The following is a 26,450-nucleotide window of genomic DNA, read 5'->3' as shown; positions in this document are numbered from 1 at the left end:
TCAGACCTCGTCGAACAGTACGGTGGACAGGTAGCGTTCGGCGAAGCTGGGGATGATCGTGACGATGACCTTGCCGGCGTTCTCCGGGCGTTTGCCCAACTGCACGGCGGCGGCCAGCGCCGCGCCGGAACTGATGCCGACCGGCGCGCCTTCGAGGCGGGCGATACGGCGGGCGGTGGTCAGTGCATCGTCGTCGTCGATGGCGATGATTTCGTCGATCAGCTTGAGGTCGAGAATCTTCGACAGAAAGCCCGAGCCGATGCCCTGGATCTTGTGCGGTCCGGGCTTGCCGCCGGACAGCACGGCGCTGCCGGACGGTTCGACGCCGACGATCCGCACCGAGGGCTTGTAGCGCTTGAGCACTTCGCCAACGCCGGTGATGGTGCCGCCGGTGCCGATGCCGGAGACGACGATGTCCACTTCGCCTGCGGTGTCGTTCCAGATTTCCTCGGCGGTGGTGACTTTGTGGATGGCCGGGTTGGCCGGATTCTCGAACTGCTGCAGGACGATCGAACCGGGGATTTCCTTCTGCAATTCCTGGGCACGGTTGATCGCCCCGGTCATGCTCTGGCTAGCCGGGGTCAGCTCCAGCTCGGCGCCGAGGAAACGCAGCATCTTGCGCCGCTCCTCGGACATGCTTTCCGGCATGCACAGGATCAGCCGATAGCCGCGTGCGGCGGCGATGAAGGCAAGGGCGATGCCGGTGTTGCCCGAGGTCGGTTCGATGATGGTCGAGCCAGGCTCGATCCGTCCGGCGCGCTCGGCGTCGTCGATCAGGGCGATGCCCAGACGGTCCTTGACCGAGGCCAGCGGGTTGAAGAACTCCAGCTTGCCGAGAATCTGGGCGTTGACGCCCGCGTCGGCGGCGAATCGGCTGAAACGCACCAGCGGCGTGGCGCCGATGGTGTCGATGATGCTGTCGTAAATCCTGCCTCTGAAACTGGCCATGAGTCCTCGCACACACGAATGGGCGCTCCGATCAGCGGAGCGGATCGGCACACGCTACTGCGCGCCCGGAACGATGAGAAACGAGAAAAACGACGAAGCATAGATGGCCAGTGAGCTAGGTCGCTGCCATGGCGAAACGGCCTGGCTCTGGGCATATGCGCTGTACGACTTTGCTAAAGCGATAATATCGGTTCGCCATGCCTGAACTCCGACGTAGCCTGCGCTCCCCATAGAAACCCAAGATGTGGAGACGGAAATGGCGGTCGGCAAACAGGCAAAGCGATTTTATCCGGCGTTGGTGACGCCGAGGCTGGCAGGGCACGCGCTCAGCTCGTTGAGTGTGCTGGTGACCCTGGCGGCAGGCAGTGCGTTCGCGGCACCTGCCCAGCCGCAGGACGATGAGGCGCGTCTGTCCGAAGTGGTGGTGACCGCCGAGCGACGTGAAACCTCGTTGCAGAAAACCCCGACCACCGTGCATGCGATCTCCGCCGAAGAGCTGGAGCGCAAGCGCATCCACAGCATCAACGACCTGGCCGGGCAGGCTGCCGGCGTGACCATCGCCACGCGCACCTACACGCCGGCGATCTTCATCCGTGGCGTGGGCTCGACCCGGCCGATCGGTAACCAGTCGGTGGGCATCTACCTCGACGACGTGTACATCGCCCGGCCGTTCGGCGCCGGCCTGTACGGCGCGCTGCCGGACATCGAGCGGGTTGAGGTGCTCAGCGGTCCGCAGGGCACACTGTACGGCAAGAACACCGGCGGTGGCGCGGTCAAGTTCGTCACCCGCCAGCCAACCGACAAGGCCGTGGGCTGGGCCAGCATCGGCGGCGGCAACAAGACCAACGAGGCGCGCGGTTACTTGGCTGGCGCGCTGGTGCCTGGCGTGCTCAACGGCAGCCTGGCGTTTGCCCACGACGAAACCTATGCCGACACCGACAACCCGGTGCTGGGCAAGAAGGTCAACCGTGCCGAAGGCCAGCAACTGCGCGGCATCCTCGGTTTCACACCCACCGAGGACTTCAAGGCCACCCTGTCGCTGGACGGCCTCAAGGCGGAAACCCCGTATGCCCTGAGCGCCTATCGCTCGGCCAATGCGCGCAAGCGCACCACCTACTCGGATATCGACCCGGCCCAGGACAACGACGTCTATGGCGGCTCGCTGACCCTGGAAAAGGAGCTGGACGACCACCTGCGCGTCAAGTCGATCACCGCCGTGCGCAATGGCCAGGTGAGCATGCCGACCGATACGGATGGCAAGGCGACCTACCTCAACGGTTTTATCCAGGACCTGGACATGCACCAGCAGAGCCAGGAATTCCAGCTGTTCGGCGAATACGACAAGATCAACTTCGTCAGCGGCCTGATCTACTTCCGCGAGGACTTCGATCACGAGCGCCTGAGCTGGTCGAACAACCGCTTCTCGATCATCGACAGCAGCGTGCAGTCGACCAGCTATGGGGTGTACAGCCAGCTCGACTATCGCCCGGTGGACAAGCTCACCCTCACCGCCGGCCTGCGCTACAGCCGCGAGATCAGCGAGATGGACAGCGCGGCCTACGGCAGTAACGTACAGGGCCAGCGTCTGACCACCACCTACTCGGTGAATGGCCTGAAGGACACCGACGAGAAGGTCCACCCCAAGTTCGCCATCGCCTACCAGTGGACGCCGGACCTGCTGACCTACGCCTCCTACGCCTGGGGCTCCACCGCCGGCGGCTACAACTCGGCGGCGGCGAGCCGGGCGATTGCCCTGGTTCCGGTCGAGCCGGACAAGATCACCGCCTACGAGGTGGGCTTGAAGAACACCGCCTGGAATGGCCGGCTGCGTACCAGCACCACGCTGTTCTACAACGACTACGAGGACTACCAGGCCAGCGTCACCAACGCGGTGATCGACGGCCAGCAGGTTTCCGGCGCGGTGATCGTCAACGCCGGCAAGGCGCATACCTGGGGCTTCGAGTTCTCCTCGGCGCTGAAGGCCACGCAGAACCTGGAGCTGGCGTTCAACCTGGCCTACCTGCGCACGCGCTTCGACGAATACCTCAACCCCACCGGCGCGGCCAACAGCAATTTCGTCGGCTATGACCTGCCCAACTCGCCACGCTGGAGCGGCCGCCTGGACGCCACCTACCGGATTCCGCTGAAGAGCGGCGGCGACTTCGACCTGGGCGCCAGCCTGCGCTACGAGGACGAATCCTACAGCTCGGTTTCCGCCGACCGCGAGATGACCAAGAGCCCGGCGCAGACCTACGTCGACCTGGGCGGCTACTACACCACGGGCGACGGTCGCTGGACCTACTCGCTGACGGTGAAGAACCTGTTCGACCGCGACTACGCCTTGCCCGGCTCCTACAACGCCACGACCGGCTACGACAACGTGCTCTACAACCGCGAGCGCCAGGTGTCGCTGGGCCTGAAATACCAGTTCCTGTGACCTGAGGAAAAGCCATGGCGACCCTGATCGATACCAGCAAACTGCCGCGGCCGCTGCCGCCGACATTCACCTCTTTCGCCGCCGAGCGCGAGCAGCGCAAGGCGACGCTGGCGGCGGCATTGCGCCTGGCCGGTCGCTATGGCTTCGAACAGGGCGTGATGGGCCATATCTCGGTGCGCGATCCGGAGTTCGCCGACCAGTTGTGGATGAATCCCTTCGCCGCCAGCCTCGACCGGATCAAGGCCAGCGACCTGCTGCGCATCCGCTTCGACGGGCAGAAGCTGGAGGGTGAGGGCTTCGTCCACCCCGGCGGGATCAACACCCATGTGTGCATCCTCAGCGCCAATCCGCAGCTCAACGCCGTGGCGCACCTGCATTCGGTGCATGGCTGTGCCTGGTCGACGCTGGACCGGACGCTGCAGCCGATCAGCGCCGAATCGGCGGTGTTCTACGGGCGCCACACGTTGTACGACACCTACCGCGATGGCGAGCGGGAAAAGCTCGCCGAGGCGGTGGGCGACAACCGCCTGATCATCTTCAAGAACCACGGCCTGTTCAGCGTCGGCCAGTCGGTGGACGAGGCCGCCTACCTGTTCATCCTCGCGGAAAAGGTCTGCCAGGTTCACCTGCTGGTCGAGGCGTCCGGCGTCGAGCCGCGGCGTATCGACGAGGTCACCGCGCGACGTATTTCCGAACGCAGCCACGCGCAGCAGTCGTGGCTGAACTTCCAACCCTATTACCAGAGCATCGTCGGCCAGTTCCCGGACCTGCTCGACTGATCATTCGAAGGAGCGCGCAATGCCCCAGTCACCCCGCCAGATGAAGTTCGGCATCAGTATCCAGGGAGGCGGTGGCCACTGGCGCGATCCGGCGATCCCGGACGGTGCGGTCACCGATATCCAGTCCTACGCGGAATATGCGCGGATCGGCGAGGAGGGGCGTTTCGACTTCGCCTTCATCGCCGATTCCGCCTATATCAGCCGCGACTCGACCTGGGCCTTTCTCAGCCGCCTGGAACCGGTGGTGGCGCTGTCGGCGGTAGCCGCGCTGACCCGTCGGATCGGTCTGGTCGGCACCCTGACCACCTCGTTCAGCGAGCCTTTCACCACCGCCCGGCAACTGGCGGCGCTGGACAAGGTGAGCGGCGGCCGTGCCGGCTGGAACGCCGTCACCTCCGCCCTGGAAGGGCTGGGCCGCAACCATGGCCACGAAAAACTCTACGACCACGCCAAGCGCTACCGTATCGCCGAGGAGTACCTGCAGGTGGTCGAGGGCCTGTGGGATTCCTGGGAGGACGACGCCTTCGTACGCAACCGCGAGACCAACCAGTACGTCGACTTCGACAAGATGCACACCCTGAATCACCAGGGCGAGTTCTTCTCGGTGCAAGGGCCGCTGAACATCGAGCGCTCGGCGCAAGGCCGGCCGATCCGCTTCCAGGCGGGCGCCTCCGAACCCGGCCGCGACCTGGCGGCGCGGCATGCCGATGCGATCTTCGCCGACACCTTGGGCAAGTTCGACCGGCTGGAAGACGTCGCCGAGTACTACCGCGACGTCAAGCGGCGAGTGCAGGCCCATGGTCGCAACCCTGACCAGGTGCTGATCCTGCAAGGCATCACGCCCATCGTTGGCGATACGCCGGAGGAGGCCGAGCAGCTGTACCAGGAAAGCCTGAAGTACATCGATATCGAACACGCGGTGAAGTACCTCAGCCGTTTCTTCAGCTTCTTCGACTTCAGCCAGTTCCCGCTGGACGAGCCGTTGCCGGACCTGGGCGATATCGGCAACGACAGCTTCCGTTCCCACGCCGAGCACTTCAAGAAGGTCGCCCGCGAGAAGAACCTGACCCTGCGCCAGCTGGCCCTGCATGCCGCCGGCACGCGGCCAGGCTTCGTCGGTACGCCAGAAGCCATCGCCGACCGCTTGCAAGAGGTGTTCGAGTACTCGGCGGCCGACGGCTACATCCTGCTCTCCACCGGCCATGCCAACCTGCGCAACTTCGTGAGCAAGGTGGTGCCGATCCTGCAGGCGCGCGGGCTGTTTCGCCACGAGTACGAGGGCACGACACTGCGCGAACACCTGGGGCTGGACTGGCCGAAGCGCCGATTAGGCTCCAGTTCAAACGCATGACTCAAGGAGCGCGAGCGTTTCGATCTACCGTCATTCCCGCGGAGGCGGGAACCCACAAGAGGCCGCCTTCGCGGGAGTGACGAGCAGGGCATTCCCACGCGGACGGTTCGACGTGGGAACGATCAGAAATCAATTCACTGCACCACTTTTTCTCCGTTGGTATCCAGCGGCGCCCAGCGATCCTCCAGGCCGAACTGCTTGAGCGCGGCATCCAGGTAGTGGCGGTCGAACCACTGTTCGACAGGTTCGGGCTGGCCGCGCAGCAATCCCAGTTCGCCAACCAACCGCTGGGTGTCCGCGTAGCGCCCGACATAGAACGGATCGAGCAAGGGGCTCAGGCGGTCGGCGAGCGGCCGGTCGGAATAGTTGTGCTCCAGGGCCGCGACCGACTTGCCGCCCTTGGCCCAGATGGCCAGCACCTCGTCGCGGTTGCCCGGCTCGGAGGCCCAGTCGGCGGCGCGCACCAGTACGTTGACCACCCGCTGGGTCAGCTCGGGATGGCGCTCGGCGAAGTCTTCACGCACCAGAAGCCCGGACTGCGCGGTTTGCGCCAGCGACTTGCCCTGGGTGCTGTAGACCTCGCGCAAGATGCCTCGCGTCACGCCCTCCAGCGAATCGGAACCGCCGAAGATGGCGTCGATCTTGCCGTTGAGCAGGGCGCTGGCGGCTGCCGCGCCGCGCAGGCTGACGTTGCGGATATCGCGTTCGCTCAGGCCTTCGCTGGCGAGGATGCGGATCACCTGGAGCTGGATGTAGTTGCCCTTGAAGTAGGCGACCTTCTTGCCGCGCAGGTCCTGCACCGAGCGGATGTTCGAATCCGGGCGCACCAGCAGGTAGGCGTTCTCCATCTTGCCGGTGGGCAGGATCAGCCGGCTCTTGATGCCGGATGCGCGGCCGATCAGCGAGATCATGTCGCCATTGCCGGCGAAGTCGATCTGCCCATTGGCCAGCGCCTGGCCAACCATCGGCCCGCCACCCTTGAAGCCAGGAAACTCGACGCTGATGCCGTCCTTGGCGAACTCATCCTCGAACCAGCCCTTGGCCCGCGCGACGCCCATCGCCCCCCAGACGCCCTGGGTATCGCCGGACAGCGCCGGCGCGCCGATGCGGATGGTGTCGGGGCGCTCCTGTTCATCGGCCTGCACGGCGTGGCCCAGGCCGGACAGGGTCAGCAGCAGTAGCAACCGGGTTGCCCAGGTTCTGCCGGAAGATTTGCGGGACTGGCTCATGGTTCCTCTCGTGATAACGGGCGCGCAGGCGCCGACTGAGCGAGCCACGCTACTGATCGGCGAGGGGCATGAGAAATGAGAAAAACGACGAAGCTTAGGTGAGTAGGGTCTGTAGCCCGGCAATAGGGAATTCTCGCGTCATTGAAAGGAATAAGTAATTAACTTTTTATTCTTTTTTAGTCGTGACTGATTCCTGCACAGTGAAGCCCTCAGCAGGGGACTCACGTGAGCACACCGAACTCTTCACACCTGGTCGCGCAATGGTTCAGCGAAAACCGCAATTGGTTGCACGCGCGACTCGCCGGCTGGCTGAACTGCCGCCACGCGGCCGATGACATCGTCTCGGAGACGTTCCTGCGTGTGCTGTCGATGCCCGATCCCGACCAGGTTCGCGAACCGCGTGCGCTGCTGACTACGGTGGCGCGCCGGCTGGCCCAGGAAAGCTGGCGCCGGCGTGACCTGGAGCGGGCCTACCTGCACGTGCTGCAGGGCATGCCCGAGCAGGTCCAGCCATCGCCGGAAGACGCGCAGATCCTTCTGCAAACCCTGCTGCGTATCGACCAACTGCTCGACACCTTGCCCGGCCAGGGCAAGGCCGCATTCATCCATAGCCAGATCGGCGGCCTGACCTATGCGCAGATCGCCGGGCGGCTGGGTATCTCCCTCAGTCGTGTGCAGCAGTACATGACCGAGGCCTTCAAGCTTTGCTACGGAGCCTTGGCGGAATGAACGAACGACTGATCGAGCAGGCGGCGCACTGGATGATGCGTTTGCAATCGGGTGAGGTCAGCCCGGAAGAACGCGAGGCCTGCGCCCGTTGGCAGGCTGCCGATCCGCGCCATGCCGAGGTGTTCCAGCGCATGCAGGGCGGTGTGCGCAGTATCAGCCAGGCGCCGCTGTACGGGTTGTCGGACGGCCAGGTGATCGAGGCGCTCAATGCGCCGTCCAGTCGTCGCGCATTCCTGCGTGGCAGCCTCGGCGCCTTGGCGGTGCTTGGCCTCGGCGCCCTGGGAACCCGACTCGCCCTGCATGGGCTGGCTCTGCCGGGCGACCTGTACACCGCTGTTGGCGAACGACAGACCTTCTCCCTGGCCGATGGCAGCAGCCTGACGTTGGATGCGCAGAGCCGCGTGCGCCCGCTCGATGGGCGTGGGCTGCGTTTTCACCAGGGCGCGCTGCTGCTGCAGGTGCGTGCCGGCAACCAGCCGTTCCGGCTCGACAGCACGGCAGGCAGCCTGGGCTCGTTGGGGGGACGCCTGTCGCTGCGCAGCCTGCAGGATGGCCATCTACAGGTCGCGGCGCTGGACGGGCCGCTACGCCTGGTCGATGGTCAGCCGCTTGCGGCTGGGCAGAGTGCGCGTATCGCCGATGGTCGTGTGCTGAGCATCGGGCGCGTGGTTCCTGGCGACAGTGCCTGGGTGGATGGCCTGCTGGAGGTGGATGACCAGCCGCTGGCACAGGTGATCGATGCGCTGCGCGCTTATCACCACGGCGTGCTGCAGGTCTCCAGGGAGGCGGCGAACCTGCGCACCAGCGGCCTGTTCCCGCTGGATGACAGCCCGCGCGCGCTGAGTTTGCTGGAGCGCAGCCTGCCGATCGAAGTGCGCCGCTTCAGTGACTATTGGGTGCGGATCGACGCGCGCCCAATCGCCAGCCTGTCCCGCGAGGCTCCCCGTGTCGCGCTGCGGATATGGCCGGATGCATAAGCTCATGCCGAAACGATCCAAGCGGCGGCTGCAGGTTTTTCCGCGCTCATCGCTCATTAGGCAAAACCACGGATGAGTGATCTGCCATGTCTAATGAAGCGCTGTTCAAACCCTCATATCTGGCCCTGATGATTGCCCTGGGCGGCGCCGTCGCCACGCCCGCTTTCGCGCAGAGCGGCGCGGCCCAGCAAACCCAGCGTTTCCAGGTGCCAGCCGGCACCCTGGGCCAGGTGCTGCTGGGGATTTCCCGGCAGAGCGGCCAGTTGATTTCCTTCGACCCGGCGCTGGTGGAGGGGCGCCAGGCTGCCGCGGTGAACGGCGACTTGAGTGTTGACCAGGCACTGAGTGCCGCCCTGAACGGCAGCGGGCTGCAGTTCTCCCGCCAGCAGGGCGAGGTGGTGATCGGCCGCGCCGCCGCACCGGCCGCGACGAGTGCCAGCCCGGCCCAGGCACCGCGCCTGGAGAACGTCATCGTCACCGGTACCCGCGCCCAGGAGCGCACCGCCAGCCAATCGCTGTCGCCCATCGATATCGTCAGCGGCGACAGCCTGCGCGCCAGCGGCTCCGATGAGCTGGGCACGGTGCTGTCGCGGCTGATCCCGTCGATCAACTTCGCCCGTCCGAGCCTGGTCGACGGTGCCGAATTGGCGCGACCGGCGCAATTGCGCGGGCTGTCGCCGGACCAGGTACTGGTGCTGGTCAACGGCAAGCGCCGCCACACCGGTGCCTTCGTCAACCTCGGCGGCGCCACCGGGCGCGGTTCGGCACCGGCCGACCTCAACGCCATTCCGCTCAGTGCCGTCGATCACATCGAAGTGCTGCGCGACGGTGCTTCGGCGCGCTACGGTTCCGACGCCATCGCCGGGGTGATCAACATCATCCTCAAGAAGGACAGCTCCGGCGGCAGCGTCGCCACCAAGTTCGGCCAGTACAAGAAGGGCGACGGCATCCAGCGCCAGGTCAGCGGCAACACCGGCGTCGAGCTTGGCGAGAATGGCTGGCTCAACCTCAGCGGCGAGGGTGCCGACAACGACTACACCAATCGCGCGGGGAAGGATTACCGCAGCGCCAGTGTCGGCTCGACCACCTACGGCCAGCAGGTGTTCCGCCAGGGCGAGCCGGAGACCCAGGAAGGCAAGATCTTCCTCAACGGCGGCTACGGCTTCAGCGACGCGGCCGAGCTGTATGGATTCGCTGGATACAGCAAGCGTAAAGGCGAAACCGCTGCGTTCTACCGCGCGAGCAATGCCTCCAACAACATCCCGGCACTCAACCCGAACGGTTACCTGCCGCTGATTCGCGGCGAGCTCGAAGATGCTTCGCTGACCCTTGGCCTGCGTGGCGACTGGGTGGATGACTGGCGCTACGACCTGTCGCTCAACTACGGCCGCAACGACTACGAGATCAACACCAAGACCATCAACCCCGATCTGTATCGCGCGACCGGATCAACGCCCGGTTCGTTCTACAACGGCACCCTGAGCAACGAGCAGAAACAGCTCAATTTCGACTTGGCCAAGGACGTCGAGGTGTCCTGGCTGCCGTACCCGGTGAGCGTGGCGTTCGGTGCCGAGTACCTGAGCCAGCGCTACCAGATCGAGGCCGGTGATGCGGCGTCGTTCTATGGCGGCGGCAGCTCGGGGCTTGCGGGATTCCGCGAGGCTGACAGTGGCACGTGGAGCCGCCACAACCTTGCCCAGTATATCGATCTGGAAACCAACCTGACCGAAGCATTCTCCGTGTCGGCAGCCGCGCGCCATGAGGACTACAGTGACTTCGGCTCCAACGTCAGTGGCGCGCTGTCGGGCCGTTACGCGTTCACCCCGCGCGTGGCGTTGCGCGGCAGTGTATCGACCGGCTTCCGGGCACCGTCGCTGGCCCAGCAGCATTTCACCTACACCTCGTCGCAACTGGTCGGCAACGTGATCCAGGAGGCCGGCACATTTCCGGCCGACTCGCGTGTCGCGCAACTGCTCGGTGCCGAAGACCTGGAAGCGGAAAAATCCCGCAGCTACAGCCTGGGCCTGGTGCTCAATCCGGTGGACGACCTGCACATCACCGCCGATGTCTATCGCATCGACATCCGGGATCGCATCACCCTGTCGTCCAACCTCACGCTCAACCCGGCCGCCATCGCCTATCTGCAGGCCAATGGTGTCGGCAATATCAACTACACCACCGCCCGCTACTTCACCAACGCCGCCGACACCCGCACCACCGGGCTCGACCTGGTGGCCAACTACCGCTACCGCTTCGACAGCGGCCTGGGTTGGAACACCACCCTCGGCTACAACTACAACCACTCCAAGGTCACCGACGTCAAGGCCAACCCGGCGGTACTCGATAGCCTGGGCCTGAACCTGCTGCGCCTGGATCGTCGCGAGCGCTTGGGCCTGCTCGGCGATACCACGCCCGAGCACAAGATCACCTTCGGCAACGACTTCAACCTGGGTAACTGGACCCTGCGCAGCAACCTGGTGCGCTACGGCAAATACACCAGCTACCAGACCAACGCCGCCCTCGACCAGACCTTCGACGCCGCCTGGCTGCTCGACCTGGCCGTGGATTACACCCTGGACAACTGGCAGCTCACCGTCGGCGGCGACAACGTCACCGACGTCAAGCCCGAGCGCCTGCTGTTCGCCAACTCCTCGGGCGGCAACCTGAAATACAGCACCTTCTCGCCGTATGGCTACAGCGGTGCTTTCTACTACGCCAAGCTGAGCTACAGCTGGTGATTGCGGAGATTGGATGAACGAACGTCGTACCGTGAGTGGCGGACCAGGCAGCGAGGCGCCTGAGCTGGCGTGGAGGGCGCAGCCATGAGCAGCGCCGTACTGAAGATCGATGACAGTCCGGCGAATGACACTTCCCTGGCGCAGGTCCGTGGCCAATGTGCGGACCGGCCCTTCTGGCTGTTCGCCTACGGCTCGTTGATCTGGCGTCCGGAATGTCCGTCGGTGGAGGTGCGTCGCGCGCGCCTGCACGGTTACCATCGGGGCCTGTACCTGTGGTCGCACAACCATCGCGGTACGCCAGACCAACCTGGCCTGGTGCTGGGGCTGGATCGTGGCGGTTCATGCAACGGCTTCGCCTACCGCCTGCCACAGGAAAAGCTCGACGAGCACCTGCAAGCCTTGTGGCAACGGGAAATGCTCGACTCGGCCTATCTGCCGAAATGGCTTAGCTGCCACCTCGACGACGGTCGCAAGGTCAACGCCCTGGTCTTCGTGCTCAGCCGAGACACGCCATGCTTCGCCGGCAACCTGCCAGACCAGGTGGTGGAACAGGTGCTGGCAACGGCCTGCGGACACTCCGGCACGACCCGCGAATACGTCGAGCGTACCGCCCATGCGCTGCGCCAACACGCCATGCCGGACAAACGCCTGGAGGCGGTGCTGGCGCGTTGCTGCAAGGAGACAGAGGAAAAGGCGCCGGACCTGCTGATCGATCCGGCGCAGATTCTGTTGCGGATGGCGTGGTAGCGACGCTCATCGGCGCAGGCTGTCACGTGCGCGGCTGGCTGCCGTATACGGCGAAGGTGAAGGCCAGGTAGGCCGCCAGGGTCGAGGTCATGGTGCCGACGTCGGTGGTCGGGTTGACCTCGGTGATCGCCATCGCCGCGCAATGCGGGGCGAGCAGCTCGATCATCTGCAGCGCTTCGTCCGAACTGATGCCGCCCGGCTCGTGGGCGCCGGCGCCGGGTGCGTAGCAGGGGTCGATGGCGTCGATGTCGAACGACAGGTACAGGTGATCGGCGCCTTTCACCCGCTCGAGGATCTTCTCCACCGTGGCCACCGGGCCGAGGCGCAGGGCTTCGCGGGCAGAGATGTGGACCAGGCCGGTGTCGTGCTTGAACTGCCCCGAGGCGGGGAAGTTGAAGTGCCGCTCGCACACCTGGACGCAGTCGGCCGGCTGGATGCGCTCCAGTTCCAGCGAACGGCGCATGCCGCTGGACTGGCTGTAGCGGCCCTGCTTGGGGCTTTCGTCCATCAGGTCGAGGTGGGCGTCGAAGTGGATGATGCCGATGCGGCCGGGCAGGGCGTCGTGCACGCCGCGCGCCACCGGGAACAGCAGGCTGTCGTCGCCACCGATGACGATCGGTACGCGACCGCTGGCGATCGATTGCCGCACGGCGGCGCTGGTGGCGTCGAAGGTCTTCTGGGTGTCGTGCGGGATGACCGCCACGTCGCCCTTGTCGTCCAGCAGGTTGTCGCCGACCTCCATGAAACTGTCGGTCTCCAGGCAGTACACCTTGCCTTGCTGGATGCGCATGTTGATCCACTTGATGCACTCGCGCACCTTGGCCGGGGCGAAGCGCGAACCGGGCCAGCCGAGGGTGGATTCACCGTCGAAAGGCACGCCCCAGAGATCGAAACCACGTGTAGTGCTCATGATGAAAACTCTTTCTGCAGGTTGAAGTCAGCCGCGCCGGGGCTGCAGGTAGGCGGCCCAGCGGTATTCGGCGATGCGGAACAGGCCGACCAGGATGAAGGTCAGCGCCAGGTAGATGGCCCCCGCGGTCACGTAGGGCTCGAACTGGATGTAGTAGTTGAGGGTGATGTTGCGCGCGACCCCGGTGATCTCCATCAGGGTCACGGTGCTGGCCAGCGAGGTGGCGTGCAGCATCATGATCACCTCGTTGCCGTACAGGGTCAGCGAGCGGGTCAGCATGGCCGGAATCAGGATGCGCCGGGCCTGGACCCAGGGCGACATGCCGTAGGCCCGCGCCGCCTCGATCTCGCCAGGCGGCAGATGGCGCAGGCCGCCGGCGAAGATTTCCGTGGTGTAGGCCGTGGTGTTGAGCACGAAGGCGAGCAGCACGCAGACCAGCGGGCTCGACAGCCATGGCCAGACGAAGCTCTGCCGCAGCCCCTCGAATTGCGCCAGGCCGTAGTAGATCAGGAACAGTTGGATCAGCAGCGGCGTGCCGCGAAACACCAGGGTGTAGCCAGCGACCAGGCCGCGCAGCCACGGGTTGTGCGAGTTGCGCAGCAGGGCCAGGCCGATCGACAGGACGAAGGCAATGCCCAGGGCGACGACGGTCAGCACCAGGGTCAACTGCGCGCCGTCGGCGAAGCGGCCGAGATTTTCGGCAATCACTTGCCAGTTCATTGGCTCAGCTCCCGTACGCCCATCGAGTAGCGCTTGCCCAGCCACATCAGGGCGAGCAGCGAGATCACGGTGATCGCCAGGTAGAAGCCGCCGGCGATCAGGTAGAAGGTGAAGGGCTTGCCGGTGGCCTCGGCGGCGCCACGGGCGCGGAACATGATGTCCTGCAGGCCGAGCAGCGACACCAGCGCGGTGCCCTTGACCAGCACCAGCCAGTTGTTGGTGAAGCCGGGCAGGGCGAGGCGGATCATCTGTGGCAGGACGATGCCGAAGAAGGTGCGGGCGCGGCCGAGGCCGTAGGCCTGGGCGGCTTCGATCTGGCCATGGGGAATACCTTGCAGGGCGCCACGGAAGGTTTCGGTCATGTAGGCGCCGAAGATCAGGCCGAGGGTCGCGCAGCCGGCCGCGAACGGGCTGAATTCCACGTAGTAGTCCCAGCCCAGGCTTTCCAGGCCCTGGTTGAGCAGGGCCGGCAGGCTGTAGAACACCAGCAGCATCAGCACCAGGTCGGGAACGCCGCGCACCACGGTGGTGTAGACCTCCACCGGCCAGCGCAGCAGGCGGCTCCCCGAGCGCTTGCCCAGTGCGCCGAGCAACCCCAGCACCACCGCCAGCAGCAGGGCGAGGAAGGCCAGGCGCAGGCTGATCCAGCCCGCCGCGAGGACGGTGGTGATGTAGTCGCTCAGCATCGCCGTTGCCCCTTACTGGCCGAAATAGCGGGTGTTGAGGGCGTCGAGCTCGCCGTTGTCACGGACGACCTCCAGGCCGGCGTTGATGCGTTCGAGCAGTTCCTTGTTGGACTTGTGCAGGGCGATGGCCACGCCTTCGCCGAACTCGGGGGCGTCCTTGCCGGTCAGGCGCGGGCCGACCAGTTCGAAGGCCTTGCCTTCGTCCTTGCGCAGGAAGCTGTGGATGATCTGTGCCTCGTAGCTCAGGTGGACGTCGGCGCGGCCGGCGTTCAGTTCCAGGTACGGCTCGCTGCCGCCGGAGTAGCGCTTGATGGTGCTGTCCGGGTAGTTCTTGGTGATGTAGGCGTCCATCGGCGTGCCGGTCTGCACGGCGATGGTCTTGCCTTTCAGGCCGGCCGGGCTGGTGTCGAGGTTGCTGTCCTTGCGCGCCACGAAACGGAAGGTCGGCAGCTCGTAGATGTCACTGAATGCCATGATCTTGCGGCGCGCATCGGTGACCGTCAGTTGCGAGATCAGGGCGTCGTACTTCTTGCTCAGCAGGCCGGGGATCATGCCTTCCCAGGCGGCGCCGATGATGTTGCAGTTCAGCTCGGCGGCCTTGCACACGGCCTCCATCAGTTCGATGTCGTAGCCGACCAGCTTGCCGGAGGCATCCACCGACTCGAACGGCGGGAAGGTGGCGTCGGTGGCGATGGTGACCTGATCCTTGGCCGAAGCAGTGCTGCCTGCGACAACCAGCGCAGCGGCAAGGAGCAGTTTCGTGAAAGGTGATTGCATGGCGCGATTCCTCTGATGTTCGTTGTGTTGTGGCAGCTTCAAAATGCGAGCGATCTGGTTTTTCTGGCGAACAGCATGCCCACGCGCCGGGTACCAAACCGGTCGTTGAAGGCCTCGTGCGGTAGCCGATCCTGTCGTAGTACGGGCGGTTACAGCGGATGAGTGCGGCCAGGCGGCGGGCCGGTGGCCGACTTGATGCACGTCAGCTCGGGATGGCTGACCAGTTTGTCGATATGCAGGGCCGGGTCGTTGAGCCACTGCTCGGTGAGCTGCAGGTAATGGTTCATGTCCCGGCACTGCATGCGCAGGCTGTAGTCGAACGCGCCACTGACCAGGTGGCATTCGACCACCTCCGGGCAGTCGCGGATGCACGCCTCGAAGGCGCGCTGGGCGGTACGCCCGCTCTGGTTCGACAGGGCCACCAGCAGGCGCAGGTTGAGGCTGGGGGCGATGCGCTGCTCGTCGATCAGGGCGCTGTAGCCGCGAATCACGCCCGCCTGTTCCAGTTTGCGCACACGCTCCTGGCAAGGGCGTGGCGTCAGGTACACGCGCTCGGACAGCTTCTGGTAACTGATCCGGCCTTCACGGCGCAGGATTTCCAGAATGGCCAGGTCGATGCGGTCCAGGCTGACGGCGCTCATCGCTCAGTCACTCACTTCAGGCGGCCGGAAAGGAACTGCTGCAAGCGCTCGCTGCGCGGGCGGTCGAACAGCTCCTGCGGGTGGCCTTGTTCTTCGATCAGGCCCTGGTGCAGGAACAGGGTCTGGGTCGACAGGTTGCGGGCGAAGCCCATCTCGTGGGTGACCACGACCATGGTGCGGCCTTCCTCGGCGAGGGTCTGCATGACCTTGAGCACTTCGCCCACCAGTTCCGGGTCCAGCGCCGACGTGGGCTCGTCGAACAGCATCACTTCCGGCTCCATGCACAGGGCCCGGGCGATGGCCACGCGTTGCTGCTGGCCGCCCGAGAGGTGCGCCGGGTACTGGCTGAAGCTTTTCACCGGCAGGCCGACCTTGGCCAGGCAGCTTTCGCCCAGCTCGCGGGCCTGCGCTCGGCTGAGGCCACGCACATGCATCGGCGCCTCCATCACGTTCTCCAGGACGGTCATGTGCGACCACAGGCAGAAGTTCTGGAACACCATCGACAGGCGCGCGCGAATGCGCTGCAACTGGCGTGGGTCGCGTGCCATCAGCTCGCCGCTGCGGCGATCGCGCACCGTCTGCAGCAGTTCGTCGCCCACCCTGATCTCACCCTGGTGCGGGCGTTCCAGCAGGTTGATGCAACGCAGGAAGGTGCTCTTGCCCGAACCACTGGAGCCGATGATGCTCACCACGTCGCCAGCCTTGGCCTGGAGGCTGATGCCCTTGATGACTTCATGGTCGCCATAGCGTTTGTGCAGGTCGGTGACGTTCAGCTTGTACATCGTTGTCTGGTCTCGTCTCGTCGTTCGGAAGGGGGAGAGGCGCTGCTGGCGATCAGGATGGCGGCGGCACGATCACCCAGACGGCGGTGCAGGTTTCCTTCGCCGAGGGGTTGTGCCAGGTGTGCGGGATACTCGGTGGGAAGGTCAGGGTGTCGCCGGTCTTGAGCAGGTAGGTGTCGTCGCCGACACGCATTTCCAGTTGCCCGCTCATCACATGCACCATGTCGGAGTCGGCATTCAGGGTGTAGGGCTCCGAGCCGGAGCCGCCGCCTGGTTCGATCACCGAGTACAGGCTCATCATGTGCGCGTTGCCGTCGCCGCCGATCAGGTACTCGCGCATCTTCTCGCCGCCCAGGCTGATCGGCGTACCTTCGCCGGCCGGTACATAGGCCGTGGTCGGTGGCGAGAACAACTGGGCCGGCTTGATGCCGATGGCGTCGCACACGCGCAGCAGGGTGGCGACCGAGGCTTGCACCACATCGCGCTCGAAGCGGCTGATGAACGACTTGCTCACGCCGACCCGCTGGGCGACCTCCTCGATGCGCAGGCCCTTGGCCAGGCGTGCGGCGCGCAGGCGACTGCCGACGTTGAAACCGTCGATACCCGATGTGGGCTGCTCGACGGTGAGCGCAGTGGATTTCGAAGGCTTCTGCATGGCGATATAGGTTGCCTAATAGAGAACTTTATGAGGCTAAGCAAGCAACAGGCCATTATTGGTTTTCTCCGTGAATAAAGGATTTGGCGCCTTTATCTCGGTGGTTCTGTTGCGTATTACGAAACTCGCCTGGTTTTTTGTGAACCTATAGGCAACTTGATTTGTTACTTTTCTGCCCCGTTTCAGCGCGTGCCGTGGGGGTCGTGCACCACAATCAGGCCGGCGCGTTGCCCGCAGGCGACCTTGGGGTTGGGAAACAGGATGCAGGCGTTCGCCTGCTCCACCGTCCAGCGCGTGTCACCATCTTCGGCGAGCAGGCTGCCCGGCGGCAGTGGCGTGAAGTTCTCGACATCGGCATCGAGGTGCAGAACGAAATCCGGCGTGTGCTTGATCACGCTGCTGGCGATGCGAAAGCGCAGTGGCCGGTGCGTGCCAGGACGCAGCGGATTGGCGTGCAGCCAGCCCGTTACCGCCTGGTCGAGGGCGGCAAGGTCGAGGCCGGTGTTTTCCCCGAAGGGGCGTGCCTTGCCCAGTTCCAGGGTGAAGCTGTCTGCCGCCAGCGTCGCCTGGGTGTATGCGGAAAAGGTATGGCCCTGCTGGCTGTGACAGAGCAACGCCTGCATGCCGGCGTGCCCCAGGCGTTGTTCTTGCTCGGCGCTGAGTGGGCGCTGCGGGTGCCAGGGATACAGGGCAAAGCGTTCGAACCGTGAGCCGCGAATGGCCGTGTGCAGGTCATAGTGCAGGCGGGGGCCGTCGGCTTCGGCGAAGAACCGGCGGGCCTGCTCCTCCAGTTCGGCGGCGCGGGCCTGTTCGGCAATTGACGTGTCGCGCGGGACGCCATTGAACAGGCGGTTCATGTCTTGCTCGATGAAGCGTGTGCCGGCGCGCAGTGCCGCCGGGTTGCCGAGTATCAGCAGCAGGCGGCGGCGTGGACGCAGGGTGCCCGCCACGATGGCGCGTAGCAGGCGATCGAGCCACTCGACGGGGGCGGTTTCGTTGCCATGGACACCGGCGGAAAGCAGCAAGTGGCCCGCCAGCGCGTCGTCCGGGTCGATCCTCAAGACGCCCTCGGCCAGCCAGCGCAGCGTCAGGCCATGGGCCAGGCGTTGCTCGACCCGTGCGGGTTTGCGAGCGGCCAGTGTCAGTGGTAGCAGGTCGACCAGGCTCATCCGTTCAACCCCGGCAACGCGGGTGGTGCGCTGAGTGTTTCAGCCTTCAGCGTGGCCACCGGATAGGCACAGTAATCGGCGGCGTACCAGGCGCTGGGACGATGGTTGCCGGAGGCGCCGATCCCGCCGAAGGGGGCGCTGCTGGAGGCCCCGGTCAGGGGTTTGTTCCAGTTGACGATACCGGCGCGGCTGAGGCTGTGGAAGCGCGCGAAGCGCTCGGCGCAGTCGCTGACCAGCCCGGCCGCCAGGCCGAAGCGGGTGGCGTTGGCCAGTTCGATGGCCTGGTCGAAATCGCGGTAGCGGCGCACTTGCAGCAGCGGGCCGAAATACTCTTCGTCCGGCGCGCACTCCAGCGGCGTGACGTCGATGATGCCGGGCGTGAGCAGCGCCGAGTCAGGGCGCGGTTGCGTGAGCGGCAACAGCGGCTTGGCTCCCCACTCGATCAGGTGCTGTTGCGCCTCACGCAACTGGGCGGCGGCACGCAGGGAAATCACCGTGCCCATGAACGGTTCTGGCGTCTCGTCGAAGGCGCCCAGGCGCAGGCGCGCGGCGGCGGCGACCAGATCGCGCAACAGCGCGTCGCCCCATTCGCCTTCCGGCACCAGCAGGCGGCGCGCGCAGGTGCAGCGCTGGCCGGCGGAAATGAACGCCGATTGCAGGATGATCTGCAGCGCGGCGGCACGATCCGCCACCGGCTCGACCAGCAGCGCATTGTTGCCGCCCATCTCCAGGGCCAGCAGGCGCTCGGGATGCCCGGCGAACTGCCGGTGCAGCGCCGCGCCGGTGCTGCTGGAACCGGTGAAGAACAGCCCGTCGATGCCCTCGACACCTGCCAGCGCCTCACCGGTTTGGCGACCGCCTTGCAGCAGACTGAGCACGCCCCGTGGCAGGCCGGCCTGCTGCCAGCACTGCACGCTGAGTTCGGCGACGCGCGGGGTCAGTTCGCTGGGTTTGAACAGCACGCAATTGCCTGCCAGCAGGGCCGGCACGATGTGGCCATTGGGCAGGTGGCCGGGAAAGTTGTACGGACCGAGTACCGCGACCACGCCGTGGGGGCGATGGCCCAGGCTGGCGCTGCCGTCGGCGCTGTGCCGTTCGCCGGCACGTTCGGCCTGGCTGCGGATCGAGATCGCCACCTTGTTGATCATGCTGACGACTTCGCTGCGCGCCTCCCACAACGGCTTGCCGGTTTCCTCGCCGATGGCGAAGGCCAGGGCCTCGGCCTGGGCGCGCAGGCAGTCGGCGAAACGTTCGACACAGGCGATGCGTTCGGCCAGGGGGCGCAGCGCCCAGGCGGGAAAGGCCGAGCGGGCCGCGCCAAGCGCGTCATGCACCTGGCGTGCGCTGGCGCTGCGGCCGCGCCAGAGTACCTGCTGGTTCAGCGGGTTGAGCGATTCGAAGGCATCGCCTTCGCCCGCGCACCAACAGCCGTCGATCAGGTGGGTAGTCATGCGGTTATCTCCTGGGGGGAATTGCGGGCGGGCGACAGGGGCACCGCGCGTACCGGATCACCGGCGCGCAGGCGCAGGCGCCTGGCGGTGAGTGCGCTGACCACCAGGGTGCCCGAGGCAACGTGGGCGGGGGCACTGGTGATGCGACAGTCACGCAGGCTGCGGTTGAAGATCAGGTATTCGCTGCCTGGCTGAGCCGGTGTGCCGACGGCCAGGACCAGCGTGCGGCTGTCGCGCACCGCGCGGATACGGTTGGTTTCGCACTCCACCACCGCGCCGCCATCGAAGATATCGACATAGCCACGATGGCCGAAGCCTTCGCTTTGCAGCAGGCGCAGCGCGGGCTCGGTGGCCGGGTGGACCTGGCCGATCACCGCCTGGGCCGTGGGCGCCAGCAGCGGCACGTACAGCGGAAAACGCGGCATCAGCTCGGCGATGAACGCCTTGTTGCCGACGCCGGTGAGGTAGTCGGCATCGGTGAATGGCATCTTGAAGAAATGCCGGCCCAGCCCCTCCCAGAACGGTGACTTGCCCTGCGCATCCGAAACCCCGCGCATCTCGGCGATGATGCGTTCGCTGAACAACTGCGGAAACTCGGCGAGAAACAGAAAGCGCGAACGCGACAGCAGCTTGCCGTGGCTGCCGGTGCGCTGGTCGGCGCGCAGGAACAGCGAGCACACCTCGGACTGGCCGCACAGGTCGTTGACCAGGAACAGGGTGGGAATGGGCCGGTAGATGCCGAGCTTGGGCGAGGCGCTCAAGGTCATGCCGACCCGGTAGTTGTACCAGGGCTCGCGCAAGCCGACGGCGCCGGCCAGGCCGGTGATCCCGACCACTTGCTCGGCGTCGTCGACCATCACGAACAGGTAGTCGGCGTCGGCGCGCTCGACCTCGCCGGCGAAGGTTTTCTCGGCCCAGGCCACGCGATGGGCCAGGCGCTTTTCATCGGCGGGCAGGGTGGTCAGGCCGGAACCGGCGCTCTTGGCCAGCGCCAGCAGGGACGGCAGGTCGGCGTGGTGGACGGGGCGAATGATCATGGTGGAATTCCTAGAGTCGAACCAGGCGCAGGCTGTCGCCTTCGCCAAGCTGCAAGGCATCGGCTTCGGCCGGGCTCAGGGTCAGCGGGCGCCCGGGCAGCCAGTTGGCGTGCACGGTGAGTGCGCGGAAAGCGCTGCTACCCTCGTTGCACACCAGCCAGGCCGGGGCGTCCGCGCTGCTTGCCCGGGGGGCGATGCGCGCCTGGGTGACCAGGCTGCCGGCGATGCTGCGTATCTGCGCGGTCTCCGCCTCCAGGGTCGGGCCGGCGTCGTACACGTCGATGTAGCGTTCGCCGGCAAAGCCTTCGGCCAGGAGAATCTCGTAGGGCCGGCGGGCCTTGGGATGCACCTGGCCCATGACCTCCTGGGCCGACTCGGGCAGCAGCGGCACATAGATCGGGTAGTGCGGCAGCAGCTCGGCCAGGTAGGTGCGCTCCTGAAAGGCGCCTAGGGCTTCGGCGGCGGCGTAGTCGAGGCCGAAGAAGTGGCTGCCGAGCGCGTCCCAGAACGGCGAGTGGCCCTGCTCGTCGGTGCAGCCGACCATCTCGGCGACCAGTTGCGTGGCGAAGCGCTGTGGCTGGCTGGCGACGAACAGCAGGCGGGCGCGTGAAATCAGTTGCGCCGCGGTGGCGTCCTGCAGGTTCGCATCGATGTGAAACCCCTTGAGCAGGGTGTTGCCGCCCAGGTCGTGGCACAGCGCCAGGGCGTGCACCTTGTGCTTGATGCCCTGGGCCGGCGAGGCGTGGATGAACACCTCATGGCGGAAGCTGTAGAACGGCTGGGCAAAGCCACAGTTGGCCTGCAGGCCGGAGCACCCCAGCAGGGCGCCGCTGCTGAGGTCCTCCAGGACGAACAGGTATTCCTCCTCGCCGGGGAAGGTCACGGCACTGGCGAACGAGCAGGATGACTGCGCCAGGCGGCGCTCCAGGCTGGCACGATCGTCGGGCAATGAGGTGACCCCGGTCAGGCTCTGGCGCGCCATGCGTTGCAGCGCATCGAGATCGCCGGGCTGGGCCGGGCGCACGACCCAGGCGCTCATGGCGTCGCTTCCGTGGCCCTGTGCAGGGCCTGTTCCAAGCGCTGCAGGCCTGCGTCGATCAGCTCGGGCTCGATGATCAGGCTGGGCGCGAAGCGCAGCACATCCGGGCCGGCCTGAAGCAGCAGCACGCCGGCCTCCGAGGCGGCGCCCACCAGGCTGCGGGCCTGGCCTTTCCAGTTATCGCGCAGCGGGCAGCCGAGCAGCAGGCCCAGGCCGCGCGGCGGCTCGAAGACGCCGAAGCGCTCGGCCATGAGGGTCAGGCGCGAGACGAATTGCTGGTGCCTCTGCGCGACGCCGTCACGCACCTCGGCGCTGTCGACCAGGCTCAGCACTCGTTCGGCCACGGCGCAGGCCAGCGGGTTGCCGCCGTAGGTGGTGCCATGGGTGCCCGGTGTGAAGTGCGCGGCCAGCTCGGCGCGGGTGAGCAGGGCGCCGATGGGGAAGCCGCCCCCCAGGCCCTTGGCGCTGGTCAGCAGATCCGGCACCACGCCATAGTGCTGGTAGGCGTACAGCTCGCCGGTGCGGCCGACGCCGGTCTGCACTTCGTCGAAGATCAGCAGCGCGCCGTGACGGTCGCACAGCTCGCGCACGGCTTGCAGATAGCCCGGTGCGGCTGGCAGCACGCCGCCTTCGCCCTGGATCGGTTCGAGGACCACGGCGCAGGTGTGCTCGGAGATAGTCGCCTGCAAGGCGGCGAGGTCGTTGAACGGCACGTGGCGAATACCGGCGATGGCTGGGCCGAAGCCACTCGAATAGGCCGGTTGGCCGCCGACGCTGACGGTGAACAGCGAGCGTCCATGGAAGCTGCCGCTGGCTGCGATGATCTCGTGGCACTCCGCCCCGCGTCGGTCGAAGCCGATACGCCGTGCCAGTTTGAAGGCGGCCTCGTTGGCTTCGGCGCCGGAGTTGCAGAAGAACACGCGCTCGGCGAAGGTCGCCTCGACCAGGCGGCGGGCCAGGCGCAGCACGGGTTGGTTGGTGAAACCGTTGGACACGTGCCAGAGCGTTGCGGCCTGTTCGCGCAGCGTCTCGACCAGTTGCGGATGACAATGGCCGAGTACGTTCACCGCGATGCCGCCGGTGAAGTCGATGCGCTCGCGGCCTTCGGCATCCCACAGGCGCGAGCCGAGGCCGCGTACCGGAACGAAGGACGACGGGTTGTAGGTCGGTACGATCAGTTGGTCGAAGTCTTCGCGGCGGATCATGGGCGCACCTCCCGGCGTGGCAGATGGATTTCGGCGAGCATGCAGCGGGCACTGCCGCCGCCGACGCGCTCGATGGTGTCGATGTTCACCACCAGTGGCCGGGCGTGCGCCTCGATCAGCGTGCGTTGCGCATCGTCCAACGATCGCCAGGCGCTGCGTGACATCACCAGCAGGGGCTGGCCGCTGGCGTCATGCAGTTCCAGCATGTTGCCGGCGAACTGTTCCAGTTGATCCCAGCTCAGGGCCATCACCTGCTTGCCGCTGGCCTCCAGGCCATTGCGCAGCCTCTCGCGCTGGGCGTCGTCGGGCAGGCTGACCAGGCACACCAGTGCCAGGCGGCTGCCAACGCTCATCATCACGTTGCTGTGGTAGATCGGTACGCCCTGGCGGTCCACCGCGTCGAAGGCTTGCACGCGGTAGCCGAGGCGCTTGGCGAACTCGTCGAGCAGCGCGTCGTGGGTGCGGATCGAGCGGCAGGCATAGGCGATGCGCGCCTCGCGGTCGAGCACCAGGCTGCCGGTGCCTTCGAGGAAGCGGCTCTGCTGTTCGTGTGCGCTCAGGTCGATGCGCTTGCTGATCTGGAAGCCGTCGAGCGCCTGGAAAATCGGCTTGCCGCGTTCCAGGCGCCGGTTTTCACCCTGCATCGGGTAGAGCACCAGGGTGCCGTCGGCATGGGTGCTGAAGCCGTTGTTGGGAAAGATCGAGTCTGGCGTGTGCGGCTCGGGCGTGTCCTGTACGACCAGCACCTCGATGCCGTGCTCGCGCAAGGCGGCGACGTAGCCGTCGAACTCCTCCAGGGCCTGACGCTGCACCTGGGCGGCGGGCAGGTCGTCATGCTGGAAAGGATTGTTGTCGGCGGTATCCGGGTTGAAGGAGAAGTTCGCGGGGCGAACCATCAGCACGCTAGAGGTGGTTTGCATGGCGGGCATCCAGAGATGATTTCAGCGAGGAAATCATCCCTGCAATGGCGAAACCGAATCCTTCGAGTTCGGCGGCGGGGCAACCTGTCCAGGCTGTATTTCATAGGCCGTACAGCCGAATCCGCTGTGCGCTGGAAGTGCCCCCGGCCTGGCCCCCATGGCCGCCAGGCCGGTGGACGAATCAGCGCGTCACGCACAACGCCGAGGTCCACAGCCGCGACTGGTCGCGCTGGTGGGCACAGATGAACAGCGGGTGCTCCTTGGCGCTTTCCAGGTCCAGGCGGCGTGTTCAAGGCGCGTTGACGGGGGAGGGAGGCTGATCATTTCCACACACTTCTCCAACACTTTGTCCGCTTTGGCTTGTGTTCGGGATTCATTGACTAGATTCAACTGACTGATTTTGTTGAAAAAACAAGTTGGCGCGCTTCTCGCAATGATCCCGGCAGCACAAGAACGTGTTGCCCATAGAAAGGGATCATGATGACCCATGCCTTACTGCCCACGCCCACGCTCGCCGTCTGCGAGGTGGCGTCATGAAACTGCTGAAAACCCTGCTCTGCGCCGCGCTGGTGATCGCTGGCAGCGCCCACGCCGCCGATGAAGATGTACCTTCGTTGGCCGGCAAACGCATCGCCATCAGCATGACCGGCACCAGCCACTACTTCGACGTCAAGGCCTTCCAGGCCCAGGTCGATGAAGTGAAGCGCCTCGGCGGCACACCGATCACCCTGGATGCCGGGCGCAACGACAAGAACCTGGTCACCCAGTTGCAGACCGTGGTCACCCAGCGTCCCGACGCGGTGATCCAGACCCTCGGCACCCTCAGCGTCATCGACCCCTGGCTCAAGCGCATCAGCGCCGCCGGCATCCCGCTGTTCACCATCGACGCGCCGTCGCAGTACAGCATCAACAACACCACCTCGGACAACCATGCCGCTGGCCGGCAACTGGCCGAGCAACTGGTCAAGGACGCCGGCGGCAAGGGAAAGATCCTGGTGTTCAACGGCTTCTACGGCGTGCCGGTGTGCCAGATCCGCTACGACGAATTGAAAGCGGTTTTGGCCGAGCATCCCGAGCTGTCGATCATCCAGCCCGAGTTGCGCGACGTGATCCCCAACACCGTGCAGGACGCCCGTTCGCAGATCGCCGCGCTGCTCAACAAGTACCCGAAAGGCGAGGTCGCGGCGATCTGGGCGGCCTGGGACATTCCCCAGCTCGGCGCCAGCCAGGCGCTGATCGATGCCGGCCGCACCGAGATCAAGACCTACGGCGTCGACGGCACCCCCGAGGTGCTCGACCTGCTGCGCCGCGACGATTCGCCCATTGGTGCGGTGGTCGCCCAGCAGCCGGCGTTGATCGGCAAGACGGCGGTGCAGAACGTCGCCCGTTACCTCGCCGGGCAAAAAGACCTGCCCAAGGAAACCCATGTCGCCACGCTGCTGACGACCCACGCCAACTTGGACCAAGTGCAACAACTGCGAGGTGACCAATGAGCCACGACAACGATTTCGGCATTGGCCGCCGCAGCCTGCTCGGCGCCGGCCTGACCCTGGCCGCCGGCCTTGGCCTGTCGTCCCTGGCTCGCGCGGCGGAGCCGGGCGCGAGCGTGGCAAGCGGCGAGGACAAGCCGATCCCTTCGCTGGCCGGTAAACGCATCGCCATCAGCACCGTGGGCACCAGCATCTATTTCGACAGCCGCGCCTTCGCCGCGCAGATCGAAGAAGTGAAGCGCCTCGGCGGCACGCCGATCACCCTGGATGCCGGGCGCAACGACAAGGCCATGGTCACCCAGTTGCAGAACCTGGTGACACAGAAGCCCGACGCGGTGATCCACACCCTCGGCACCCTGAGCATCATCGACCCCTGGTTCAAGCGCATCGCCGCCGCCGGCATCCCGCTGTTCACCATCGAAGTGCCGTCGCAATACGCGATCAACACCATCTCGGCGGACAACTGGAGCACCGGCCTGATCCTGGCCAAGAAACTGGTGGCCGACCTGCGCGGCAAGGGCAAGGTCTTGGTGTTCAACGGCTTCTACGGGGTGCCGAGCTGCGGCATTCGCTACGACCAGTTGAAGCTGGTGACCAAGTACTACCCGCAGATCGAGTTCATCCAGCCGGAGCTGCGCGACGTCATTCCCAACACCGTGCAGGACGCCCGCAGCCAGGTGGCGGCGCTGCTCAACAAGTACCCCAAGGGCGAGATCGACGCGATCTGGACGGCCTGGGACCTGCCGCAACTCGGTGCCAGCCAGGCGCTGATCGACGCTGGGCGCAGCGAGGTTCGCACCTACGGCGTCGACGGCACGCCGGAGGTGCTCGACTTGCTCAAAAGGCCGAACACGCCAGTGGCGGCGGTGGTGTCGCAACAGCCGGCCCTGATCGGCCGCCTCGCCGTGCACAACGTTGCCCGCTACCTGGCCGGCGAGCACGACCTGCCGAAAGAGACCTTCGTCGAAACCCTGCTGACCACGGCGGACAACGTCGATGAGGTTCGGCGCATTCGTGGTGACGTGTGACTGAA

The 26,450-nt window shown here is 65.8% G+C and carries 24 protein-coding genes; 9 read left to right on the top strand and 15 right to left on the bottom strand.

What is annotated here, in order from left to right:
* The gene (cysK, locus tag ACSZPK_RS22510; RefSeq protein ID WP_437883827.1) at positions 1-948 is read right to left on the bottom strand and encodes a cysteine synthase A; all 948 of its coding nucleotides are present in this window, start codon (positions 946-948) and stop codon (positions 1-3) included.
* Positions 949-1,204: 256 nt separating this feature from the next.
* Here cysK and ACSZPK_RS22505 point away from each other — a divergent pair, with 256 nt between their 5' ends.
* From ACSZPK_RS22505 to ACSZPK_RS22495, 3 genes are read left to right on the top strand one after another with little or no spacing between them, the layout of a single operon-like run.
* Positions 1,205-3,385, top strand: coding sequence for a TonB-dependent receptor (locus ACSZPK_RS22505; protein ID WP_437883826.1), 2,181 nt, complete (start codon positions 1,205-1,207; stop codon positions 3,383-3,385).
* Between the two features lie 14 nt (positions 3,386-3,399).
* Complete coding sequence (locus ACSZPK_RS22500; RefSeq protein WP_437883825.1) at positions 3,400-4,164, top strand: class II aldolase/adducin family protein; 765 nt, start codon at positions 3,400-3,402, stop codon at positions 4,162-4,164.
* A 19-nt stretch (positions 4,165-4,183) separates the two neighbouring features.
* Positions 4,184-5,515, top strand: coding sequence for an LLM class flavin-dependent oxidoreductase (locus tag ACSZPK_RS22495; protein WP_437883824.1), 1,332 nt, complete (start codon positions 4,184-4,186; stop codon positions 5,513-5,515).
* A 134-nt stretch (positions 5,516-5,649) separates the two neighbouring features.
* Here the strand turns inward: ACSZPK_RS22495 and ACSZPK_RS22490 are convergent, their stop codons facing one another.
* Entirely contained in the window at positions 5,650-6,744 is a 1,095-nt protein-coding gene (locus ACSZPK_RS22490; RefSeq protein ID WP_437883823.1) for an ABC transporter substrate-binding protein, read from the bottom strand.
* A 225-nt stretch (positions 6,745-6,969) separates the two neighbouring features.
* Here ACSZPK_RS22490 and ACSZPK_RS22485 point away from each other — a divergent pair, with 225 nt between their 5' ends.
* From ACSZPK_RS22485 to ACSZPK_RS22470, 4 genes are all read left to right on the top strand, one after another.
* Positions 6,970-7,473, top strand: coding sequence for a sigma-70 family RNA polymerase sigma factor (locus tag ACSZPK_RS22485; protein WP_437883822.1), 504 nt, complete (start codon positions 6,970-6,972; stop codon positions 7,471-7,473).
* Positions 7,470-8,450 (top strand): DUF4880 domain-containing protein, encoded by a 981-nt coding sequence (locus tag ACSZPK_RS22480; RefSeq protein WP_437883821.1) that lies wholly within the window; start codon positions 7,470-7,472, stop codon positions 8,448-8,450. The genes ACSZPK_RS22485 and ACSZPK_RS22480 overlap by 4 nt, the downstream gene beginning before the upstream one ends.
* 86 nt (positions 8,451-8,536) lie before the next feature.
* Positions 8,537-11,188 carry a TonB-dependent receptor domain-containing protein gene (locus ACSZPK_RS22475; protein WP_437883820.1) on the top strand — a complete coding sequence of 884 codons (2,652 nt, stop codon included), beginning with the start codon at positions 8,537-8,539 and terminating at the stop codon, positions 11,186-11,188.
* Between the two features lie 84 nt (positions 11,189-11,272).
* Entirely contained in the window at positions 11,273-11,935 is a 663-nt protein-coding gene (locus ACSZPK_RS22470) for a gamma-glutamylcyclotransferase (protein WP_437883819.1), read from the top strand.
* A gap of 22 nt (positions 11,936-11,957) precedes the next feature.
* Here ACSZPK_RS22470 and ACSZPK_RS22465 read toward each other — a convergent pair whose 3' ends face one another.
* The 13 genes from ACSZPK_RS22465 to ctlX all read right to left on the bottom strand — a co-directional run bounded on the left by ACSZPK_RS22465 (position 11,958) and on the right by ctlX (position 23,927).
* The gene (locus ACSZPK_RS22465; protein WP_437883818.1) at positions 11,958-12,845 is read right to left on the bottom strand and encodes an arginase family protein; all 888 of its coding nucleotides are present in this window, start codon (positions 12,843-12,845) and stop codon (positions 11,958-11,960) included.
* 27 nt (positions 12,846-12,872) lie between these two features.
* A complete protein-coding gene (locus ACSZPK_RS22460; RefSeq protein WP_437883817.1) occupies positions 12,873-13,565 on the bottom strand; it encodes an ABC transporter permease in 693 nt (230 codons plus the stop codon).
* Positions 13,562-14,251 carry an ABC transporter permease gene (locus ACSZPK_RS22455; protein WP_437883816.1) on the bottom strand — a complete coding sequence of 230 codons (690 nt, stop codon included), beginning with the start codon at positions 14,249-14,251 and terminating at the stop codon, positions 13,562-13,564. The genes ACSZPK_RS22460 and ACSZPK_RS22455 overlap by 4 nt, the downstream gene beginning before the upstream one ends.
* A gap of 12 nt (positions 14,252-14,263) precedes the next feature.
* Positions 14,264-15,028 (bottom strand): transporter substrate-binding domain-containing protein, encoded by a 765-nt coding sequence (locus tag ACSZPK_RS22450; RefSeq protein WP_437883815.1) that lies wholly within the window; start codon positions 15,026-15,028, stop codon positions 14,264-14,266.
* A gap of 149 nt (positions 15,029-15,177) precedes the next feature.
* Entirely contained in the window at positions 15,178-15,669 is a 492-nt protein-coding gene (locus ACSZPK_RS22445) for an Lrp/AsnC family transcriptional regulator (RefSeq protein ID WP_437883814.1), read from the bottom strand.
* A gap of 11 nt (positions 15,670-15,680) precedes the next feature.
* Positions 15,681-16,451, bottom strand: a complete 771-nt coding sequence (locus tag ACSZPK_RS22440; RefSeq protein WP_437883813.1) for an ABC transporter ATP-binding protein — start codon at positions 16,449-16,451, stop codon at positions 15,681-15,683.
* Positions 16,452-16,503: 52 nt separating this feature from the next.
* The gene (locus ACSZPK_RS22435) at positions 16,504-17,106 is read right to left on the bottom strand and encodes a helix-turn-helix domain-containing protein (RefSeq protein WP_437883812.1); all 603 of its coding nucleotides are present in this window, start codon (positions 17,104-17,106) and stop codon (positions 16,504-16,506) included.
* A gap of 182 nt (positions 17,107-17,288) precedes the next feature.
* On the bottom strand, positions 17,289-18,275 hold the full coding sequence (astE, locus tag ACSZPK_RS22430; RefSeq protein ID WP_437883811.1) for a succinylglutamate desuccinylase: 987 nt from the start codon (positions 18,273-18,275) through the stop codon (positions 17,289-17,291).
* Positions 18,272-19,726 (bottom strand): succinylglutamate-semialdehyde dehydrogenase, encoded by a 1,455-nt coding sequence (gene astD, locus ACSZPK_RS22425; RefSeq protein ID WP_437883810.1) that lies wholly within the window; start codon positions 19,724-19,726, stop codon positions 18,272-18,274. Before astD ends, astE begins: the two co-directional genes overlap by 4 nt.
* A complete protein-coding gene (astA, locus tag ACSZPK_RS22420) occupies positions 19,723-20,763 on the bottom strand; it encodes an arginine N-succinyltransferase (protein WP_437883809.1) in 1,041 nt (346 codons plus the stop codon). The genes astD and astA overlap by 4 nt, the downstream gene beginning before the upstream one ends.
* 10 nt (positions 20,764-20,773) lie before the next feature.
* Positions 20,774-21,802 (bottom strand): arginine N-succinyltransferase, encoded by a 1,029-nt coding sequence (locus ACSZPK_RS22415; RefSeq protein WP_437883808.1) that lies wholly within the window; start codon positions 21,800-21,802, stop codon positions 20,774-20,776.
* Entirely contained in the window at positions 21,799-23,007 is a 1,209-nt protein-coding gene (gene astC / locus ACSZPK_RS22410; RefSeq protein WP_437883807.1) for an acetylornithine/succinylornithine family transaminase, read from the bottom strand. Before astC ends, ACSZPK_RS22415 begins: the two co-directional genes overlap by 4 nt.
* Positions 23,004-23,927, bottom strand: coding sequence for a citrulline utilization hydrolase CtlX (gene ctlX / locus ACSZPK_RS22405; RefSeq protein WP_437883806.1), 924 nt, complete (start codon positions 23,925-23,927; stop codon positions 23,004-23,006). Before ctlX ends, astC begins: the two co-directional genes overlap by 4 nt.
* A gap of 533 nt (positions 23,928-24,460) precedes the next feature.
* Between ctlX and ACSZPK_RS22400 the strand changes: the two genes are divergently transcribed.
* Positions 24,461-25,420 carry a sugar ABC transporter substrate-binding protein gene (locus ACSZPK_RS22400; protein ID WP_437883805.1) on the top strand — a complete coding sequence of 320 codons (960 nt, stop codon included), beginning with the start codon at positions 24,461-24,463 and terminating at the stop codon, positions 25,418-25,420.
* Complete coding sequence (locus ACSZPK_RS22395; protein WP_437883804.1) at positions 25,417-26,445, top strand: sugar ABC transporter substrate-binding protein; 1,029 nt, start codon at positions 25,417-25,419, stop codon at positions 26,443-26,445. The genes ACSZPK_RS22400 and ACSZPK_RS22395 overlap by 4 nt, the downstream gene beginning before the upstream one ends.
* The last annotated feature ends 5 nt before the right edge of the window (positions 26,446-26,450 follow it).

The sequence above is a fragment of the Pseudomonas sp. LRF_L74 genome, from assembly GCF_965644255.1.
Lineage (GTDB): Bacteria > Pseudomonadota > Gammaproteobacteria > Pseudomonadales > Pseudomonadaceae > Aquipseudomonas.
This window is presented reverse-complemented; position numbering and strand designations above follow the sequence as displayed.

Coding starts and splice junctions, on each gene's coding strand:
- ACSZPK_RS22460 (WP_437883817.1), bottom strand. CDS start 13,565: ATGAACTGGCAAGTGATTGCCGAAAATCTCGGCCGCTTCGCCGACGGC.
- cysK (WP_437883827.1), bottom strand. CDS start 948: ATGGCCAGTTTCAGAGGCAGGATTTACGACAGCATCATCGACACCATC.
- ACSZPK_RS22455 (WP_437883816.1), bottom strand. CDS start 14,251: ATGCTGAGCGACTACATCACCACCGTCCTCGCGGCGGGCTGGATCAGC.
- astE (WP_437883811.1), bottom strand. CDS start 18,275: ATGAGCCTGGTCGACCTGCTACCACTGACACTGGCCGCTCGCAAACCC.
- ctlX (WP_437883806.1), bottom strand. CDS start 23,927: ATGCAAACCACCTCTAGCGTGCTGATGGTTCGCCCCGCGAACTTCTCC.
- ACSZPK_RS22450 (WP_437883815.1), bottom strand. CDS start 15,028: ATGCAATCACCTTTCACGAAACTGCTCCTTGCCGCTGCGCTGGTTGTC.
- ACSZPK_RS22400 (WP_437883805.1), top strand. CDS start 24,461: ATGAAACTGCTGAAAACCCTGCTCTGCGCCGCGCTGGTGATCGCTGGC.
- ACSZPK_RS22500 (WP_437883825.1), top strand. CDS start 3,400: ATGGCGACCCTGATCGATACCAGCAAACTGCCGCGGCCGCTGCCGCCG.
- ACSZPK_RS22505 (WP_437883826.1), top strand. CDS start 1,205: ATGGCGGTCGGCAAACAGGCAAAGCGATTTTATCCGGCGTTGGTGACG.
- astD (WP_437883810.1), bottom strand. CDS start 19,726: ATGACTACCCACCTGATCGACGGCTGTTGGTGCGCGGGCGAAGGCGAT.
- ACSZPK_RS22415 (WP_437883808.1), bottom strand. CDS start 21,802: ATGAGCGCCTGGGTCGTGCGCCCGGCCCAGCCCGGCGATCTCGATGCG.
- astA (WP_437883809.1), bottom strand. CDS start 20,763: ATGATCATTCGCCCCGTCCACCACGCCGACCTGCCGTCCCTGCTGGCG.
- ACSZPK_RS22495 (WP_437883824.1), top strand. CDS start 4,184: ATGCCCCAGTCACCCCGCCAGATGAAGTTCGGCATCAGTATCCAGGGA.
- ACSZPK_RS22465 (WP_437883818.1), bottom strand. CDS start 12,845: ATGAGCACTACACGTGGTTTCGATCTCTGGGGCGTGCCTTTCGACGGT.
- ACSZPK_RS22475 (WP_437883820.1), top strand. CDS start 8,537: ATGTCTAATGAAGCGCTGTTCAAACCCTCATATCTGGCCCTGATGATT.
- ACSZPK_RS22445 (WP_437883814.1), bottom strand. CDS start 15,669: ATGAGCGCCGTCAGCCTGGACCGCATCGACCTGGCCATTCTGGAAATC.
- ACSZPK_RS22470 (WP_437883819.1), top strand. CDS start 11,273: ATGAGCAGCGCCGTACTGAAGATCGATGACAGTCCGGCGAATGACACT.
- ACSZPK_RS22480 (WP_437883821.1), top strand. CDS start 7,470: ATGAACGAACGACTGATCGAGCAGGCGGCGCACTGGATGATGCGTTTG.
- ACSZPK_RS22395 (WP_437883804.1), top strand. CDS start 25,417: ATGAGCCACGACAACGATTTCGGCATTGGCCGCCGCAGCCTGCTCGGC.
- astC (WP_437883807.1), bottom strand. CDS start 23,007: ATGATCCGCCGCGAAGACTTCGACCAACTGATCGTACCGACCTACAAC.
- ACSZPK_RS22435 (WP_437883812.1), bottom strand. CDS start 17,106: ATGCAGAAGCCTTCGAAATCCACTGCGCTCACCGTCGAGCAGCCCACA.
- ACSZPK_RS22440 (WP_437883813.1), bottom strand. CDS start 16,451: ATGTACAAGCTGAACGTCACCGACCTGCACAAACGCTATGGCGACCAT.
- ACSZPK_RS22490 (WP_437883823.1), bottom strand. CDS start 6,744: ATGAGCCAGTCCCGCAAATCTTCCGGCAGAACCTGGGCAACCCGGTTG.